This is a genomic window from Zestomonas carbonaria, from assembly GCF_904061905.1.
Taxonomy (GTDB): Bacteria; Pseudomonadota; Gammaproteobacteria; order Pseudomonadales; family Pseudomonadaceae; genus Aquipseudomonas; species Aquipseudomonas carbonaria.
This window is the reverse complement of the sequence record NZ_CAJFCI010000082.1, coordinates 1-15260: the sequence shown is the minus strand read 5'-3', so window position 1 is coordinate 15260 and position 15260 is coordinate 1. Positions and strand designations below refer to the sequence as shown.

At 66.6% G+C, this 15260-nt stretch carries 16 protein-coding genes; 7 read left to right on the top strand and 9 right to left on the bottom strand.

Features of this window, described 5'->3' with window-relative positions; translation table 11 throughout:
• Positions 1-224: 224 nt before the first annotated feature.
• The 9 genes from flgN to PSEWESI4_RS22740 form a co-directional block, all read right to left on the bottom strand.
• Positions 225-662: a flagellar export chaperone FlgN gene (gene flgN / locus PSEWESI4_RS22780; RefSeq protein WP_187673526.1), complete on the bottom strand. Its 438-nt coding sequence runs from the start codon at positions 660-662 to the stop codon at positions 225-227.
• On the bottom strand, positions 659-937 hold the full coding sequence (gene flgM / locus PSEWESI4_RS22775) for a flagellar biosynthesis anti-sigma factor FlgM (RefSeq protein WP_187673525.1): 279 nt from the start codon (positions 935-937) through the stop codon (positions 659-661). The genes flgN and flgM overlap by 4 nt, the downstream gene beginning before the upstream one ends.
• Before the next feature lie 118 nt (positions 938-1055).
• Positions 1056-1481: a flagellar export protein FliJ gene (gene fliJ / locus PSEWESI4_RS22770; RefSeq protein ID WP_187673524.1), complete on the bottom strand. Its 426-nt coding sequence runs from the start codon at positions 1479-1481 to the stop codon at positions 1056-1058.
• Positions 1482-1483: 2 nt separating this feature from the next.
• A complete protein-coding gene (gene fliI, locus PSEWESI4_RS22765) occupies positions 1484-2809 on the bottom strand; it encodes a flagellar protein export ATPase FliI (protein WP_187673523.1) in 1326 nt (441 codons plus the stop codon).
• Positions 2810-2813: 4 nt separating this feature from the next.
• A complete protein-coding gene (gene fliH / locus PSEWESI4_RS22760; protein WP_187673522.1) occupies positions 2814-3503 on the bottom strand; it encodes a flagellar assembly protein FliH in 690 nt (229 codons plus the stop codon).
• Positions 3504-3513: 10 nt separating this feature from the next.
• A complete protein-coding gene (locus tag PSEWESI4_RS22755) occupies positions 3514-4563 on the bottom strand; it encodes a FliG C-terminal domain-containing protein (RefSeq protein ID WP_187673521.1) in 1050 nt (349 codons plus the stop codon).
• The gene (gene fliF, locus PSEWESI4_RS22750; RefSeq protein WP_187673520.1) at positions 4535-6217 is read right to left on the bottom strand and encodes a flagellar basal-body MS-ring/collar protein FliF; all 1683 of its coding nucleotides are present in this window, start codon (positions 6215-6217) and stop codon (positions 4535-4537) included. The genes PSEWESI4_RS22755 and fliF overlap by 29 nt, the downstream gene beginning before the upstream one ends.
• 20 nt (positions 6218-6237) lie before the next feature.
• Positions 6238-6567 (bottom strand): flagellar hook-basal body complex protein FliE, encoded by a 330-nt coding sequence (locus PSEWESI4_RS22745; RefSeq protein WP_187673519.1) that lies wholly within the window; start codon positions 6565-6567, stop codon positions 6238-6240.
• A 22-nt stretch (positions 6568-6589) separates the two neighbouring features.
• Entirely contained in the window at positions 6590-7981 is a 1392-nt protein-coding gene (locus PSEWESI4_RS22740) for a sigma-54 dependent transcriptional regulator (protein WP_187673518.1), read from the bottom strand.
• A gap of 478 nt (positions 7982-8459) precedes the next feature.
• Here PSEWESI4_RS22740 and PSEWESI4_RS22735 point away from each other — a divergent pair, with 478 nt between their 5' ends.
• The 7 genes from PSEWESI4_RS22735 (at position 8460) to PSEWESI4_RS22705 (ending at position 14945) form a co-directional block, all read left to right on the top strand.
• Positions 8460-9299 carry a FliM/FliN family flagellar motor switch protein gene (locus PSEWESI4_RS22735; protein WP_187673517.1) on the top strand — a complete coding sequence of 280 codons (840 nt, stop codon included), beginning with the start codon at positions 8460-8462 and terminating at the stop codon, positions 9297-9299.
• Positions 9296-9667 carry a flagellar motor switch protein FliN gene (gene fliN / locus PSEWESI4_RS22730; RefSeq protein WP_187673516.1) on the top strand — a complete coding sequence of 124 codons (372 nt, stop codon included), beginning with the start codon at positions 9296-9298 and terminating at the stop codon, positions 9665-9667. Before PSEWESI4_RS22735 ends, fliN begins: the two co-directional genes overlap by 4 nt.
• Positions 9667-10422, top strand: coding sequence for a flagellar type III secretion system pore protein FliP (fliP, locus tag PSEWESI4_RS22725; RefSeq protein WP_408004331.1), 756 nt, complete (start codon positions 9667-9669; stop codon positions 10420-10422). Before fliN ends, fliP begins: the two co-directional genes overlap by 1 nt.
• Before the next feature lie 219 nt (positions 10423-10641).
• Entirely contained in the window at positions 10642-10914 is a 273-nt protein-coding gene (locus tag PSEWESI4_RS22720; protein ID WP_187673514.1) for a flagellar biosynthetic protein FliQ, read from the top strand.
• Positions 10915-10919: 5 nt separating this feature from the next.
• The gene (fliR, locus tag PSEWESI4_RS22715) at positions 10920-11720 is read left to right on the top strand and encodes a flagellar biosynthetic protein FliR (RefSeq protein WP_187673513.1); all 801 of its coding nucleotides are present in this window, start codon (positions 10920-10922) and stop codon (positions 11718-11720) included.
• Positions 11713-12846 (top strand): flagellar biosynthesis protein FlhB, encoded by a 1134-nt coding sequence (gene flhB / locus PSEWESI4_RS22710; RefSeq protein ID WP_187673512.1) that lies wholly within the window; start codon positions 11713-11715, stop codon positions 12844-12846. The genes fliR and flhB overlap by 8 nt, the downstream gene beginning before the upstream one ends.
• Before the next feature lie 2 nt (positions 12847-12848).
• A complete protein-coding gene (locus PSEWESI4_RS22705) occupies positions 12849-14945 on the top strand; it encodes a flagellar biosynthesis protein FlhA (protein WP_187673511.1) in 2097 nt (698 codons plus the stop codon).
• Positions 14946-15260: the final 315 nt, after the last annotated feature.

Below are 15260 nucleotides of genomic sequence, written 5' to 3'. Positions count from 1 at the left end.
TCCGGGCTACGTGGCTATTCATTGGGTTCCCGCGTTCGCGGGGATGACGGGAGGCTTCCACGTAGGGTGCGCCGTGCGCACCGATCCGGGGCCGACACCTACGTTTCCGGCGAACCACCCTGCCCGCGCCAAGGTAAACGGTGCGCACGGCGCACCCTACCAGAGTGGACCGCTTTTCCGTCCAGCCTTCAGCCCCCAGCGCCCTTGTCGGCGTCTCCGCCGTGCTAGTAGGACTGCGGGCCGTAGAGGTGGTCGTCGGCTTCGCCTAGCAACTGGCTGATGATTTCGTGGTGCATCGCCAGCAGCTTGCCGTTGCGGTCGTTGAGGCGCTTGCACTGTCCGGCCAACTGGCCGAGCTGCTGCCAGGTCTGCCGCAGGTGGGTGCGGCGTACCGGCGGGAGCAGGTCGAACAGTTGCTCCATGCCCTCGGCGCCGCTGCCCAGGCGGAAGGCGGCGAGGATCTTGCTGCGTCGCCCGGCGCGGGCGCGTACGTCTTCGACCAGGCCGAGGATCTGCTGGTTGAGCAGGTCGATCTGCTGGCTGTCGCGCTTGAGCAACTGCTGATACAGCTCCTGCATCAATCCGCGCAGGCTCAGATAGTCGGAGCAGTCCTGGCGGATGTCCTGCTCGATCGCCTGCAACAGTTGCTCGCGTTGACTCACGCCGACTTGCCGCCGTGGTAGTCGAGGATGCTGCCGGCCAGCGCCGCGCTGTCGCTGGTCAGTTCGCCGCGTTGCAGGGCCTGCTTGAGCGCCGCCACCTTGTCCAGGTCGACCTCGGGCAGCGCGCGCAGGGCTTCCTGCAGTCGTTCCAGGGGCAGCGCGTCGCCGGCCGCCGGCGCGGCGGGAACGGCCTGCGGCTGGGCCGGGCGCTCGGCGCGGACCGGAGCCTCGCTCTGCACCGGGTAACCGGCCTTCAAATGCCTGCTGATTTCCATGATTCGAATCCAACTCGTGGGCTTATCGGCTAGCAGACGACCGAAACGGCGCCCGGCTTAAATCGATTTCGCAAAAAAATTTCGAGGGTGCGGACCCGCCATCCTGTAGGAGCCTTTCCTACCCCACTTTCACCCGCCACCACGCCTGGGCGGCCAGGCCATCCTGGATCTTCTGTTCCTGCCGCGCCAGCACCAGTTGCCACTGCTGCATCTTCGACTCGATGACCTGGGTCACCACTTTCTCGTTGCGCATCGCCGCCATCAGCTCGCCCTGGATGCGCGCGAGGTTCTCCTCGGCCAGCGCCAGTTCGCGGCGCTGCAGTTCGATCATCTTGTGCAGGGTCGCCTTGTACTGCTGCTGGTTGTGCCGTTGCAGCGGCGTGCTGGTCGGCGCGCTGAAGCCGCACAGTCGCTCCAGCCCGGTGATGTTGTTGCGATAGCGCTGGCAGAGGTTCCGCTGGTAGGTGACCCGGCCGAGCATCTGGCGCACCTTGTTGCCGCGCAGGCTGGCCAGCCGCGAGAGGGTTTCGATCTGCTCTTTCATGGCTATTTGATCAGGCTCCGCAGGATGGCGATGCAGGTGCCGAGCTCGGCGCCGTCGCCGACCTCCTGGCGCAGGAAGCGTTCGATGCTCGGCGCCAGTTGCACCGCGCGGTCGGTCTTGGCGTCCATGCCGGGGGTGTAGCCGCCGAGCGGGATCAGTTCCCGGATCTTCTCGTAGGTGCCGTAGAACTCCTTGAGCTGGCGCGCCGCCGCCTGGTGCTCCGGCGCGGTGACCTGGCTCATGCAGCGGCTCACCGAGGCGGCGATGTCGATCGCCGGGTAGTGGCCGACGTCCGCCAGCTTGCGCGACAGCACGATGTGCCCGTCGAGGATCGCCCGCGCACAGTCGACCACCGGGTCCTGCTGGTCGTCACCCTCGGCCAGCACGGTGTACAGCGCGCTCAGGCTACCCTGCCCGCTTTCGCCGTTGCCGGCGCTTTCCACCAGTTCCGGCAGCAGGCCGAACACCGACGGCGGATAGCCCTTGGTGGCCGGCGGCTCGCCGAGCGCCAGGGCGATCTCGCGCTGGGCCATGGCGTAGCGGGTCAGCGAATCGACCAGCAGCAGCACGTCCTTGCCCAAGTCGCGGAAATACGCGGCGATGCTGTGGCACAGCTCGGCGGCCTTGAGGCGCATCAGCGGCGACTCGTTGGCCGGCGCCACCACCACCACGGCCTTGCGCAATCCTTCCGGGCCGAGGGAGTGGAGCAGGAATTCCTGCACCTCGCGGCCACGCTCGCCGATCAGGCCGACCACCACGACGTCGGCCTTGGTCTGCCGGGTGATCATCCCCAGCAGCACGCTCTTGCCGACGCCGCTGCCGGCGAACAGGCCGACCCGCTGGCCCTTGCCGACGGTGAGCATGGCGTTGATGGCACGCACGCCGACGTCCAGCGGCTCCTCCACCGGGCGCCGCTTGAGCGGGTTGACCGTGGGCAGCTCGGTCGGCAGCGGGTCGCGGCCACCGAGCTTGCCGAGTTCGTCGAGCGGTTCGCCGAGGCCGTTGACCACCCGCCCCAGCCAGGATTCGTCGATCTGCAGGCGCGCCTCGTCGCGCACCGGGAACACCCGCGAGCCAGCCATCAGGCCGACCGGTTTCTTGAATGGCATCAGGTAGGTGATATCGCGGTTGAAGCCGACCACCTGGGCCTCCAGCAGGCTGCCGTCGGCCTGCTCGACATGGCAGCGCTGGCCGGTCAGGCGCTGGCAGCCGAGGCTTTCCAGGACCATGCCGGAGACGCGCACCAGGCGGCCGCTGACCTTGGCCAACTGGACCGAATCCAGCGAGCGCAGCGCCTCGTCGAGCTTGAAGTCGGCGAGCAGCGACATGGCCTCAGCCCTCGCTCGCCAGCAGGTGCCCGGAGAGGGTTTCCATGCACGAATCCAGGCGCTGCTGGCAGCCGATGTCGGCCTCGGCCCGGGCGGTTACCACGCGGCACTCGCCGAGCGCCAGGCGCTCGTCCGGCACCAGGCGCCAGGCCGCCGCGCGTTCGGGTGCCAGGTCCTTGATCCGCGCGCATTCCTCGGGGTTGAGCAGGATCTGCACCTCGCCGTCATCGGCCGGCATGGCCGCCAGCGCTTCCTCGGCAAGGGTCAGCAACTGCGCCGGGTTGAGGGTCAGTTCGACGCGAATCACCTGCCTGGCGACCTTCTGCACCAGCTCCAGCAGTTCCTGGCGGCGCTTCAGCTCGTACTCGGCGAGGAACGCACGCAGCCGCTCGCTGATCCGCTCCAGCGGCTGGCCGGCTTCCTCGAACGCCTGCCGGCCCTGGACGCGGCCTTCCTCGCGGCCCTGGCGCTGTCCTTCCTGGCGGCCCTTGTCGAAACCCTCGCGCTGGCCCGCTTCCAGGCCCTGGCGCAGGCCATCCTGGTAGCCCTTCTCGATGCCCTGCTGGAAACCGTCGGCCACCGCCCGCTGCATGCTCGCCGGATCGCCATCGTTCGGCAGCGGGCCGTTGCAGCGCGGCGGAAAGCGGAACGGACGCCAGTTGCGGTCGTTGCCGCGAATCACCTTGACCGTCATGGCTCGGACCTCATTCGACCGTCTGCTCGCGGAACAACTGCAACTGCAGCTCGCCCTGGGCCGCCATCTCGCGAACCATGGCCATGATGTCCTTGCGCACCTGCTCGACGCGGCTCAGCGGCACCGGGCCCTGGCGGCGCTTGATCGACTCCATCTGCTGCGCCTGGCGCTTCGGCATGGCGCCCTGGATGGCCTTGATCAGCGCCGGCTCGGCGCCCTTGAGGGCGACCACCCACTCTTCCAGCGGGATGGCTTCGAGCAGGGTCTGCAGCACTTCCTGGCTCTGCCGCGAGAGGATGAAGAAGTCGTACATCTCCTCCTCGATCCTGCCGACCAGCTCCTCGCTGTGGCCGCGCAGCAGCTCGAACATCTGGTTCCGGTCGCCCTTGTAGCGGTTCATGATGTCGGCGGCCTGCTTGATGCCGCGCACCTGCGAACCCTGGGTGGAGAGCACCGACAGGCTGCGCTCGATCAACTGCTCCAGCTCGGCGATCACGTCGCTGTTGACCTCGCTGAGGTTGGCGATGCGGTACAGCAGCTCGTCCTGGCGCTCGGCCGGCAGGCACTCCAGCACCTGGCTGGCCATGGCCGGCGGCAGGAAGGCGAGGAACACCGCCTGCATCTGCGCATGCTCCTTGGCGATCAGCGCGGCGAACTGCTTGGGATCGATCCACTCCATCCGGGCCATCTTGGCGCGGATTTCCTCGCCGTAGATGCTGTCCAGCAGGCTGCGGGTGATGTCGCTGCCCAGCGCCTTGCCGAGCATGCCGGCGAGGTAGCTGCGCGAGGCGCCCTTGATGCTGCTCTGCTCCTTGTAGTCGTCGAAGAAGCGGCCGATCACGTCGGAGACCATCGGCAGCTTGACGTTGGACAGGCGCGCCATGGCCTGGCTGATGCTGATGATCTCCTCGCGGGAGAAATGCCGCAGCACGCCGACCGAGGCCTCGTCGCCCATGCTCAGCATGAGGATCGCCGCCTGCTCCATGGAGCTCATCGCGCGGCTCTGGCTGCGGACCTGGACGCTGCGCGCATCAGCCTGCGGGGTGGAGGTCTCTTTCATTTCGCCCTATCCATTGCTTGATCACTTCCGAGACGCGCTCGGGATCGTTCTTGGCCAGCATCTGCAAGTGTTCGATCTGGTGCTCCAGGCCCGAGCCCGGTGCCGGCAGGCGGATTTCCGATAGCGGGTTCAGTTCGCTGAACACGCCGAGCGCGCGGGGCTCGTCGCCGACCCGGGCGAGCAGCCGTTCGCTGCGTTCGCCGGCCAGGGCGGCGATTGCATCCGATTCGTCACGTGGCAGCCCGGGTGCCGGGCTCTGGGTCAGGTTGCGCACCGCCGGACGCACCACGATCAGCAGCAGGAGCAGGCTGATCAGGCCGAACACGCCGAGCTTGACCAGTTCGTGCAGGCTGCTGTCCTGCCACCAGGGCACCGGCTCCAGTGGTACCGCGCCATCGGCGAACGGCAGCACGCTCAGGGTCAGGGTGTCGCCGCGCGCCGCGTTGAAGCCCACCGCGCTCCTGACCATGGCTTCGATCTCGGCGCGGGTTTCCGGGGTCCAGCCGCCTTCCGGCGCGCTGCCGGCATTGAGCACCACCGCCACGCTCTGCTGGCGCAGGCTGAACGGTGCGTGCTTGACGTGGGTGACGCTCTGGTCATAGTCGAGCTGGCGGTTGGATTCCTTGCGCAGCGAGGTCGCCGCCTTGTTCTGCAGGTCCTTGCCGTCCGCCTGCGCGGCCTGGGCGTCCTGCCCTTCCGGCGCCGGCTCGGGCCTCGGCGGCGGGCTGTTGCTCAGCGAGCCGGGCACGCCGAGGGCCAGTTGGTCGAGCACGCTTTCGTCGCGCAGCACTTCGTTGCGCAGGCGCGGCGTTTCGCCGTAGGCCTGGAAGGTTTCTTCCTTCTGGCTGAAATCGATGTCGGCGGCCACGCTGACCCGGTAGTTGCCGCTGCCGAGGACCGGCGCCAGGACCTCCTCGACGTTGCCCACCGTCTTCTGCTGGTAGTCGTCGATCACCTGCCAGTTCTGCTGCGGCCCGCCCCAGACGTCGAGGCCGCGCGAGAGCAGCGCGCCATGCTGGTCGACCACGCTGACATCCCCGGCCTTGAGCTGCGGCACGCTGTTGGCGACCAGGTTGACGATGGCGCCGACCTGTTCCTGTTTGAGCCGGTAGCCGGGCGCCAGCCGCAGGGTCACCGAGGCCTTGGCCGGCTCGCGCTTGCTGACCACGAAGGAACTGCTCTCCTCCAGGGCCAGGTGCACGCGCGCCTGCTCGATGCCTTCGAGGGTCATCACCGTGCGCGCCAGCTCGCCTTCCAGGCTGCGCTTGAGGCGCACGTCCTGGACGAACTGGCTGGTACCCAGCGGCTCGTCCTTGTCGAACAGTTCGTAGCCGGCCGGCACCGCCACCTTCACGCCCTTGGCGGTGAGCAGCATGCGCGCGCGGCCGAGCTGGTCCTCGCGCACCAGCACCTGGCCGCTCTGCGGATGCAGGCGGTAGGCGATGCTTTCGGCGTCCAGCACCTGCATCACCTCGGCGGCCGGATAGGCTTCGCCGGCGCCGTACAGGGCACGGAACGCGCCCTGGTCGCGCCACAGGTAGAACACCACGCCCACCGCCAGCAGCGCAGCCAGCGCCGCCATGCCGAGCAGGCGCATGCGCGGGTCCAGTTTCAGCCCGTCGATGGGCAGATGGCTCTTGATCGTCTGCAACACGTCTCAGCACCCACGCCCTGTCACAGCGGCGTCCTCATGATTTCGTCGAAGGCGGTGGCCAGCTTGTTGCGCACCTGCATCAGAGCGGAGAAGGACACGCTGGCCTTCTGGCTCTCGATCATCGCCCCCACCAGGTCGTCGCTCTTGCCGCTGTCCACCGCCGCCATGGCCGCGCTGGACTGGTGCTGCTGGGCATCCACCGCGCGCAGGGCGTCCTCGAAGGCGGTGACGATGCCGCCCGGCGCCTGTCCCTCGACCAGCGCGGCGGGCTTGATCGCCGCGCCGGACAGGTCCTTGAGCTGGTTCATCCGGTCCAGCATGTCCTGCTGCACCTGCATGATCGGGTTCATCTACGGGTCTCCGGCGAAGGCTTCAAACGGGCACCTGCACGCCCTGCTCGCGCATGGCGTTGAGGCGGTAGCGCAGGGCGCGCGGGGTCATGCCCAGGCTCTGCGCGGCCTTGGTCTTGTGGCCGTCGAAACGGCGGATGGTGTCCAGCACGTGCTGATATTCGGCCCACTTGCCGCTGGCGCGCAGCGCCGCCTTGCCGCCCTCGGCCAGCGGCGGCATCGACGGCTCCTCGCGCGGCGACTGCGCGTCCGGCAGCGCCAGGCCGAGGTCGGCGGGCTGGATGAACAGGCCGTTGCGCAGCACCAGGGCGCGCTGCACGGTGTTCTCCAGCTCGCGCACGTTGCCCGGCCAGTCGTGGGCCAGCAGCGCGCGGCAGGCTTCGGCGGTGAGCAGGTTGTCGTGGTTTTCCTGCGGCGCGTACTGGCGGATGAAGCGCCGCGCCAGCGGCAGGATGTCGTCCTTGCGCTCGCGCAGCGGGCTGATGTGCAGCGGCAGCACGTCGAGGCGGAACATCAGGTCGGCGCGGAAGCGCCCGGCGGCCACTTCGGCCTGCAAGTCGCGGTTGGTGGCGGCGATGACGCGCACGTCCAGGGCGATTTCCCGGCGCCCGCCCAGGCGCTCCACACGCTGTTCCTGCAACACGCGCAGCAGCTTGGCCTGGAGGCCGAGCGGCAGTTCGCCGATCTCGTCGAGCAGCAACGTGCCGCCATTGGCCAGTTCGAACTTGCCCGGCTGGGCGCTGACCGCGCCGGTGAAGGCGCCGCGCTCATGGCCGAAGAGGATGGATTCGAGCATCTGCTCGGGGATCGCCGCGCAGTTGACCGCGACGAAGGGCGCCTCGGCGCTGGCCGAGAAGCGATGGATGTAGCGCGCCATCAGTTCCTTGCCGGTACCGGTCTCGCCGCTGATCAGGATCGGCGCGCGGGTCTGCGCCACGCGCTGGGCCATGGCCAGCAGGCGGCGGCCAGCCTGCGAGCAGGAGACGAAGCTTTCCTCGGCATTGCCGGCCTGCTCCTGGCGGCGCAGCAGCGCGCTCAGTTGCGTTTCGCTGAACGGCGACAGCAGGTAGTCGACGCAACCCAGTTCGAGCAGCGCGGCGGCCTTTTCCTGGTCGGCGTATTCGACGATCGGCACCACGCTGAGCTGCGGCGCGCGGCGCAGCAGGCTGGCGATCTGCGCGTACAGCTCGCGAGCCGGCAGGCAGTTGGCGAACACGAACAGCAGTCCGGCCTCGGTCAGGACCCGGCCGTCCAGCGCGGCGCCGTTGGTCATTTGCCGCACCCGGCAACCCCGGCGCGCCAGGGCGTCATTCAATAGCGCCAGGCTGCTTTCCCCGCTCCCGCCGATAATGACGATGTTCTGCTCGAACAGTTCGTCGCACGCGTAATTCACCGATTGATTGACATGTTTCAATGTAAATCACCTGCTCTTTCAGCCGCCTGCCGGTGGCCATTGAATTTCCATGCAGCGGCGTTTCGCCGAGATGAACTTTTTTATGCAAAAGCGTTTAAGGAGTTTGAACTTCCTGTCGCCTTGACACTCTACGAGCGGAAACTTCGTGACTGTCCCGGCAAGCGCAAAATGAATCTACGGGCGGCACGTTAACTCCATCACGAAAAATCGCGAGTCACATGTCGTTAAATCCCGTCAAACGCCCGCATTGACGATCAAAGACGTCATTTGATTTCTATTGATTTAATCTTCCAAGCCCCTCTCCCTAGACTCCCAACTCACCCGCAGCGGCCTTCCGACGAGCGCTGCAGCGGGTCAGGCGCCCTTCGCCTTCTCTCTGCGCGGAGGTGATCGCGGCCCCTTTCAATGTCATCTGCAGCGACCGCAAGGCGGGTCGGCAAAAGTCCTGCAGTTCCACTTCCGGAATACAGCTCACCACATGACTGGTCATTCTAAAGTCCACCATGGCGTGCCCGCCGAAAGCCTCACGCGGCTGAAACCGCAGAAGTTGGGGCGGCACTACCACAAGATTCCTCAATACATCCGGGAGATCGCCAGCAAGCATCCGCGCAATATCAGTGACTACTTCCTGCGTAACTACCGGATCAATCTGGAGTTGCAGAAACTGGAGGTTCACGAACAGCGCGCGCAGGCGGCCGAGTGCATTTATCGCTGCACGCTCGGGAAAGTGGGTTTCGCCATCGACCGGGCGCTGTTGACCGAGGCCCTGGAGTGCTACTACGGCGGTACCGGGCTGCCCAGCCACGACACCCCGCCGATCAGCACCTCCGAACAGCGCATGCGCAATCGCCTGGGCGTCGACATCGCGCAGATCTTCGCCCGCTCGCTGCTGGCCGGCGCCACCTTCGGCGAGCTGAGCCCGCACGACAACGACTACGAGATCGTGCAGTGGGAGTACGTGGCGGAGTTCCGCTACACCAGCCACATCACCGGCAGCCAGTCGTCGATCTTCATCTACCTGGACAACCAGTTGGTCGACGAGCTCACCAGCCGCCTGGCCAACCCGCAGCCGGCACGCCTCAACGGCAATCCGGCGAACCACATCAAGCACCTGCCGGTACGCCTGGACTGCGTGGTCGCCTCGCTGCAGATGCCGCTGTCCCAGGTGCTCGGCCTGCGCCCCGGCGACATCCTCATGATGCGCCTGCTGGAGCGCTGCGAGGTGCAGATCAATCAACAGAAGCTGTTCCGCGGCACCATCTTCGAAGAAGACGGCGCCCTGTACCTAACCTCCCTCGAGAGCGTGAAAAACCCATGAACGGTCAACTCTCCGACAACGAACTGGACAACCTCATCAACGACGGCAGCCTCGGCCTCGACGACTCGCTCGACGATGCGCTCGACGTGGAGAGCGTGGCCCAGGCGCCGCAGCAGGACCTGAGCTTCTTCGGCAAGATCCCGGTCAACGTCACCCTGGAGGTGGCCTCCACCGAGGTTTCCCTCAAGGAACTGATGGAGATCGACACCAGCAGCGTGATCGTCCTCGACAAGCTGGCCGGCGAACCCCTCGACGTGAAGGTCAACGGCGCGCTGTTCGCCAAGGCCGAGGTCGTGGTGATGAACGGCAACTACGGCTTGCGCATCGTCGAACTCAGCGGCGCCGGCCTGCACGATCTCACCGCATGATGCGTGCGACCCGCCTGCTTTCGCTCGGCCTGCTGCTGGGCGCCGGCCTGCTGCCGCTGGAAGTGCGCGCGGCGGGCGGCGAGATCAGCCTGCTCAGCCTGAACGACACGGCCAGCGGCCAGGAGCTGAGCGTCAAGCTGCAGATCCTGGTGATCATGACCCTGCTCGGCTTCCTGCCGGCGATGTTGATGATGATGACCTGCTTCACCCGCTTCATCATCGTCCTGGCCATCCTGCGCCAGGCCATCGGCCTGCAGCAGAGCCCGCCGAACAACGTGCTGGTGGGCATCGCCCTGTGCATGACGCTGCTGGTGATGCGCCCGGTGTGGAACGAGATCTACACCGAGGCCTACGTGCCGTTCGAGGCCGACGCCATCACCCTCGAGCAGGGCCTGGGCGCGGCCAAGGCGACCCTCTCCCGCTTCATGCTGGCGCAGACCAACAAGAACTCCCTGGAAACCATGGTCTCCCTGGCCGGCGAGCGGATGCCGGAGAACCTCGAGCAACTGGACTTCTCCCTGCTGCTGCCGGCCTTCGTGCTCAGCGAGCTGAAGACCGCCTTCCAGCTCGGCTTCATGATCTTCGTGCCGTTCCTGGTCATCGACCTGGTGGTCGCCAGCGTGCTGATGGCGATGGGCATGATGATGCTGTCGCCGCTGATGATCTCGCTGCCCTTCAAGTTGATGGTGTTCGTGCTGGTCGACGGCTGGGCGCTGATGATGGGCACCCTCGCTTCCAGTATTCAGCCGTTCTGATGGTCGTGCAGGTGATGAACTCCGCCCCTCACCCTAACCCTCTCCCAGGGGAAGAGGGGACTGTCCGGGGTTGCTCCACGCACGGAGCCGGAGCCCGGCTCCGAATAGCCCCCTCTCCCTCAGGAGCGGGGCGCACAGCCAGGGCTGGGGTGAGGGCCCGGACATGACCACAACGCCAAACCCAGCCCCAACCACCAGCCCACCCAACCAGGTACTCCCATGCTGACCCCAGACACCGCCGTGGAAATCATCGCCAACGCCGTGTACATCACCGCGCTGGTGGTCTGCGTGCTGGTCGTGCCGAGCCTGCTCGGCGGCCTGCTGGTGAGCATCTTCCAGGCCGCCACGCAGATCAACGAACAGATGCTGAGCTTCCTGCCACGCCTGCTGATCACCCTCGGCATGCTGATCTTCGCCGGGCACTGGATCCTGCGCACGCTCAGCGACCTGTTCATCGAAACCTTCAGGCAGGCCGGTCACCTGGTCGGCTGACGCTCATGCCCGCGAACGAACCCCTGTTTCAGGCCACCCAGTACCTGCACGCGTTGCAGAGCTACTGGTGGCCGTTCTGCCGGATCATGGCGCTGTTCGGCCTGGCGCCGCTGTTCAGCCACCGGGCTCTGTCGGTGCGCATACGCGTCCTCCTCGCCCTGGCGCTGACCCTGGTGCTGGCCCGCGCCCTGCCCGACCCGCCGGCCATCGAGCCGCTGTCGCTGGGCGCGCTGTTCGCCACCCTGGAGCAGATCGCCGTCGGCCTGCTGCTGGGGCTGGCGCTGCAACTGGTATTCGTGGTCTTCAGCCTGGTCGGCGAGGTGGTCTCCACGCAGATGGGCATGAGCATGGCGCGCTACAACGACCCGATGAACGGGGTGTCCTCGTCGTCGATCCTCTCGCTGCTGTACTTCCTGCTGCTGGCCCTGCTGTTCCTCAGCATCGACGGCCACCTGCTCACGGTCAGCGTGCTGTACCAGAGCTTCGTGCACTGGCCGGTGGGCAGCGGGCTGCACTACCAGGGCTTCGCGACGCTGGCCCATGCCCTGGGCTGGGTGTTCGCCGCGGCCGTGCTGATCACCCTGCCGGTGGTGTTCTGCATGACCCTGGTGCAGTTCTGCTTCGGCCTGCTCAACCGCATCTCGCCGGCGATGAACCTGTTCTCCCTGGGCTTTCCCATGGCCATCCTCACCGGCCTGCTGTGCGTCTACCTGACCCTGCCCGACCTGCCGGCGAACTACCTGCGACTGACCCGCGACCTGCTCGACAACCTCGGCACCCTGATGCGGAGCGGCGCCGATGTCTGAACAGAACAGCGCCCAGGAAAAGACCGAAGAGGCCTCCCAGCACAAGCTCAAGAAGAGCCGCGAGCAGGGCCAGGTGGCGCGCTCCAAGGACCTCGCCACCACCGTGTCGCTGCTGGTCACCCTGCTCGTCCTGAAGTTCAGCGCCGGGCTGTTCCTCGAAGGGTTGCAGGAAAGCTTCCGCCTCAGCTACCTGGACCTCGCCAATAGCGAGATCGGCCTCGACGACCTCCAACTGATCCTCGGCCACAACCTGGCGGTGTTCGTCCTGCTGCTCGCGCCGCTGCTGGCCACCTCGCTGTTCGTGGTGCTGTTCTCGCTGATTCCCGGCGGCTGGACCTTCGCCTCGCAGAACTTCGCCTTCAAGCTCGGCAAGCTCAACCCCATCACCGGCCTGGCGCGGATGTTCTCGTTGCAGAACCTCAGCGAGCTGCTGAAGTCGGTCCTCAAGATCCTGGTCCTGCTCGGCGTCGGCTGGTACCTGATCCGCGACACCCTGCCGCAACTGATCGCCCTGCAGCGCACCGACACCCGCAACGCCATCGCCGGCTCCCTGGGGCTGATCTTCGACACCACCTTCAGCCTGCTGATGGTGTTCGTGCTGTTCTCGCTGATCGACATCCCCCTGCAGCGTTTCTTCTTCCTCAAGAAAATGCGCATGACCAAGCAGGAGCGCAAGGAAGAGCACAAGAACCAGGAAGGCCGTCCGGAGGTGAAGGCGCGCATCAAGCAGGTGCAGCGGCAACTGATGCAGCGGCAGATCAACCGGGTGATCAAGACCGCCGACGTGGTGATCGTCAACCCGCAGCACTTCGCCGTGGCGCTCCGCTACGACACCAGGAAGGCCCAGGCGCCCTACGTGGTCGCCAAGGGCGTCGACGAGACCGCGCTGTACATCCGCAAGATGGCCCAGGCCCACGAGCTGGACGTGCTCGAACTGCCGCCGCTGGCGCGGGCCATCTACTTCAGCACCCAGGTCAACCAGCAGATCCCCGGCGCGCTCTACACCGCCGTGGCCCACGTGCTGACCTACATCCTGCAATTGCGCGCCTATCGCCAGGGGCGTCGCGGCAAACCCGAACTGGCCAAGAACCTCCCCATTCCAGATAGTTTGGCAAACAGGGCCTGACCATGAACCTCCTGCAGCAACTCCAGCCCACCCTGCGCAGCGGCCGCATCGGCATCCCGCTGATCATCCTGTCGATCCTGGCGATGATCATCCTGCCGCTGCCGCCGCTGGTGCTGGACATCCTGTTCACCTTCAACATCGGCATCGCCCTGCTGGTGCTGGTGGTCAGCGTGTCGTCGCGCAGCCCGCTGGACTTCTCCCTGCTGCCCACGGTGGTGCTGGTCACCACCCTGCTGCGCCTGTCGCTGAACGTCGCCTCGACCCGCGTGGTGCTGCTCGACGGCCACACCGGCACGGCCGCCGCGGGCAAGGTGATCGAGTCGTTCGGCCACGTGGTGATCGGCGGCAGCTTCATCGTCGGCCTGATCGTTTTCGTGATCCTCACCATCGTCAACTTCATGGTCATCACCAAGGGCGGCGAGCGGATTTCCGAGGTGACCGCGCGCTTCACCCTGGACGCCCTGCCCGGCAAGCAGATGGCCATCGACGCCGATCTCAACGCCGGCCTGATCGATCAGGCGGAAGCCAAGCGGCGCCGCTCGGAGGTCGCCAAGGAGGCCGACTTCTACGGCGCGATGGACGGCGCCTCGAAGTTCGTCCGCGGCGACGCCATCTCCTGCATCCTGATCCTGCTGATCAACCTGTTCGGCGGCGTGGCCATCGGCGTGTTCGTCCACGGCATGCCGGGCGGCGCGGCGTTCCAGCAGTACGCCCTGCTGTCCATCGGCGACGGCCTGGTGGCGCAGATCCCGGCGCTGCTGCTGTCCACCGCGGCGGCGATCATCATCACCCGGGTCAACGAGGTGGCGGAGATCACCTCCCTGGTACGCCGGCAGATGCTGGCCTCGCCGGCGTTGCTGTACACCGTGGCCGGCATCCTCTTCGTCCTCGCCCTGGTGCCGGGCATGCCGCACCTGGCGTTCCTGAGCTTCGCCGGGCTGATCGCCTTCGTCGCCTGGCGCGTCTCCCTGGCCGAACCACCGGGCGAGGCGACCACCCTGGAGCAGGCCGAAGCGATCGGCAAGGCGATGAACCAGGAACGCGCCCAGCAGCTCGGCTGGGAGGACATCCCGCTGGTCGAGCGGCTGTCCGTCTCGCTCGGCTACAAGCTGGTCGGCCTGGTCAACGAATCCTCCGGCGCGCCGCTGGTGCAGCGCGTGCGCGGGGTGCGCCAGACCCTGTCGGAAAGCCTCGGCTTCCTCCTGCCGGAAATCCACATCCGCGACAGCCTGCGGCTCAAGGCCTCGCAGTACAACATCTACATCAGCGGCGAACGCATCGACGGCGCCGAACTGCACGCCGACCGCCTGATGGCGATCCCCTCGCCGGAGCTGTACGGCGAGATCGACGGCATCCTCGGCGTCGACCCGGCCTACCGCATGCAGGTGGTGTGGATCCAGCCGGCGGACAAGGCCCGCGCGCTGAACCTCGGCTACCAGGTGATCGACTGCGCCAGCGTGATCGCCACCCACCTGAACAAGGTGGTGCGCGAGCACCTGCCGGACATCTTCAAGCACGACGACGTCGACCACCTGATGCAGCGCCTGGCCGTGCAGGCGCCGAAGCTCGCCGATCACCTCAAGGGCCAGCTCAGCTACAGCCAGCAGCACCGCGTGTACCGCCAGTTGCTGGTGGAACAGGTGCCGCTGAAGGACATCGTGACCATCGCCACCACCCTGGTGGAAGCCAGCGAGACCACCAAGGACCCGGTGCTGCTCGCCTCCGACGTGCGCTACGCGCTGCGCCGCAGCATCGTCGCGGGCATCGCCGGGGAGCGCAGCGAGCTGTCGGTGTTCATCCTCGAGAACGCCCTGGAGAACACCCTGCTCAGCGCCCTCTCCATCGCCCAGCAGGCCGGCCCGGTGAGCCTCGACAACATCCCGGTGGAGCCGCACCTGCTCAACCAGTTGCAGACCGCCATGCCGGTGGTAAAGGAGAAGCTGCGCAAGGAAGGCCACCCGCCGATCCTCACCGTGATGCCGCAGTTGCGCCCGCTGCTGGCGCGCTACGCGCGGGTGTTCAGTCCGGGCCTGCACGTGCTGTCGCAGAACGAGATTCCGGAGCGGGTCGGGGTGAACATCCTCGGAACGCTGGGGTGATCGACGTCCCCATCATGTAGGGAAGAGATAAGAGAGGGATGTGCGTGGATGTCCGGCCCTCTCCCCCGGCCCCTCTCCCATGAATGGGAGAGGGGTGACTAATGCCGAATCCTCGTGCGCAATCCTGACCGCTACAGTGTCGACCTCATAACCCGCTCCCTCACCCTAGCCCTCTCCCGGGGGGAGAGGGGACTGGTCGGAGTTTCGGTCATGCCACAAGGTTGAGGGTCGGCCTCGTGGAGGGGCGGGGGCTGGACCTGTCAGAAAGCACAGCGCCATCTGCCCCTATCTCGTAGCCCGGATGAAATCCGGGAC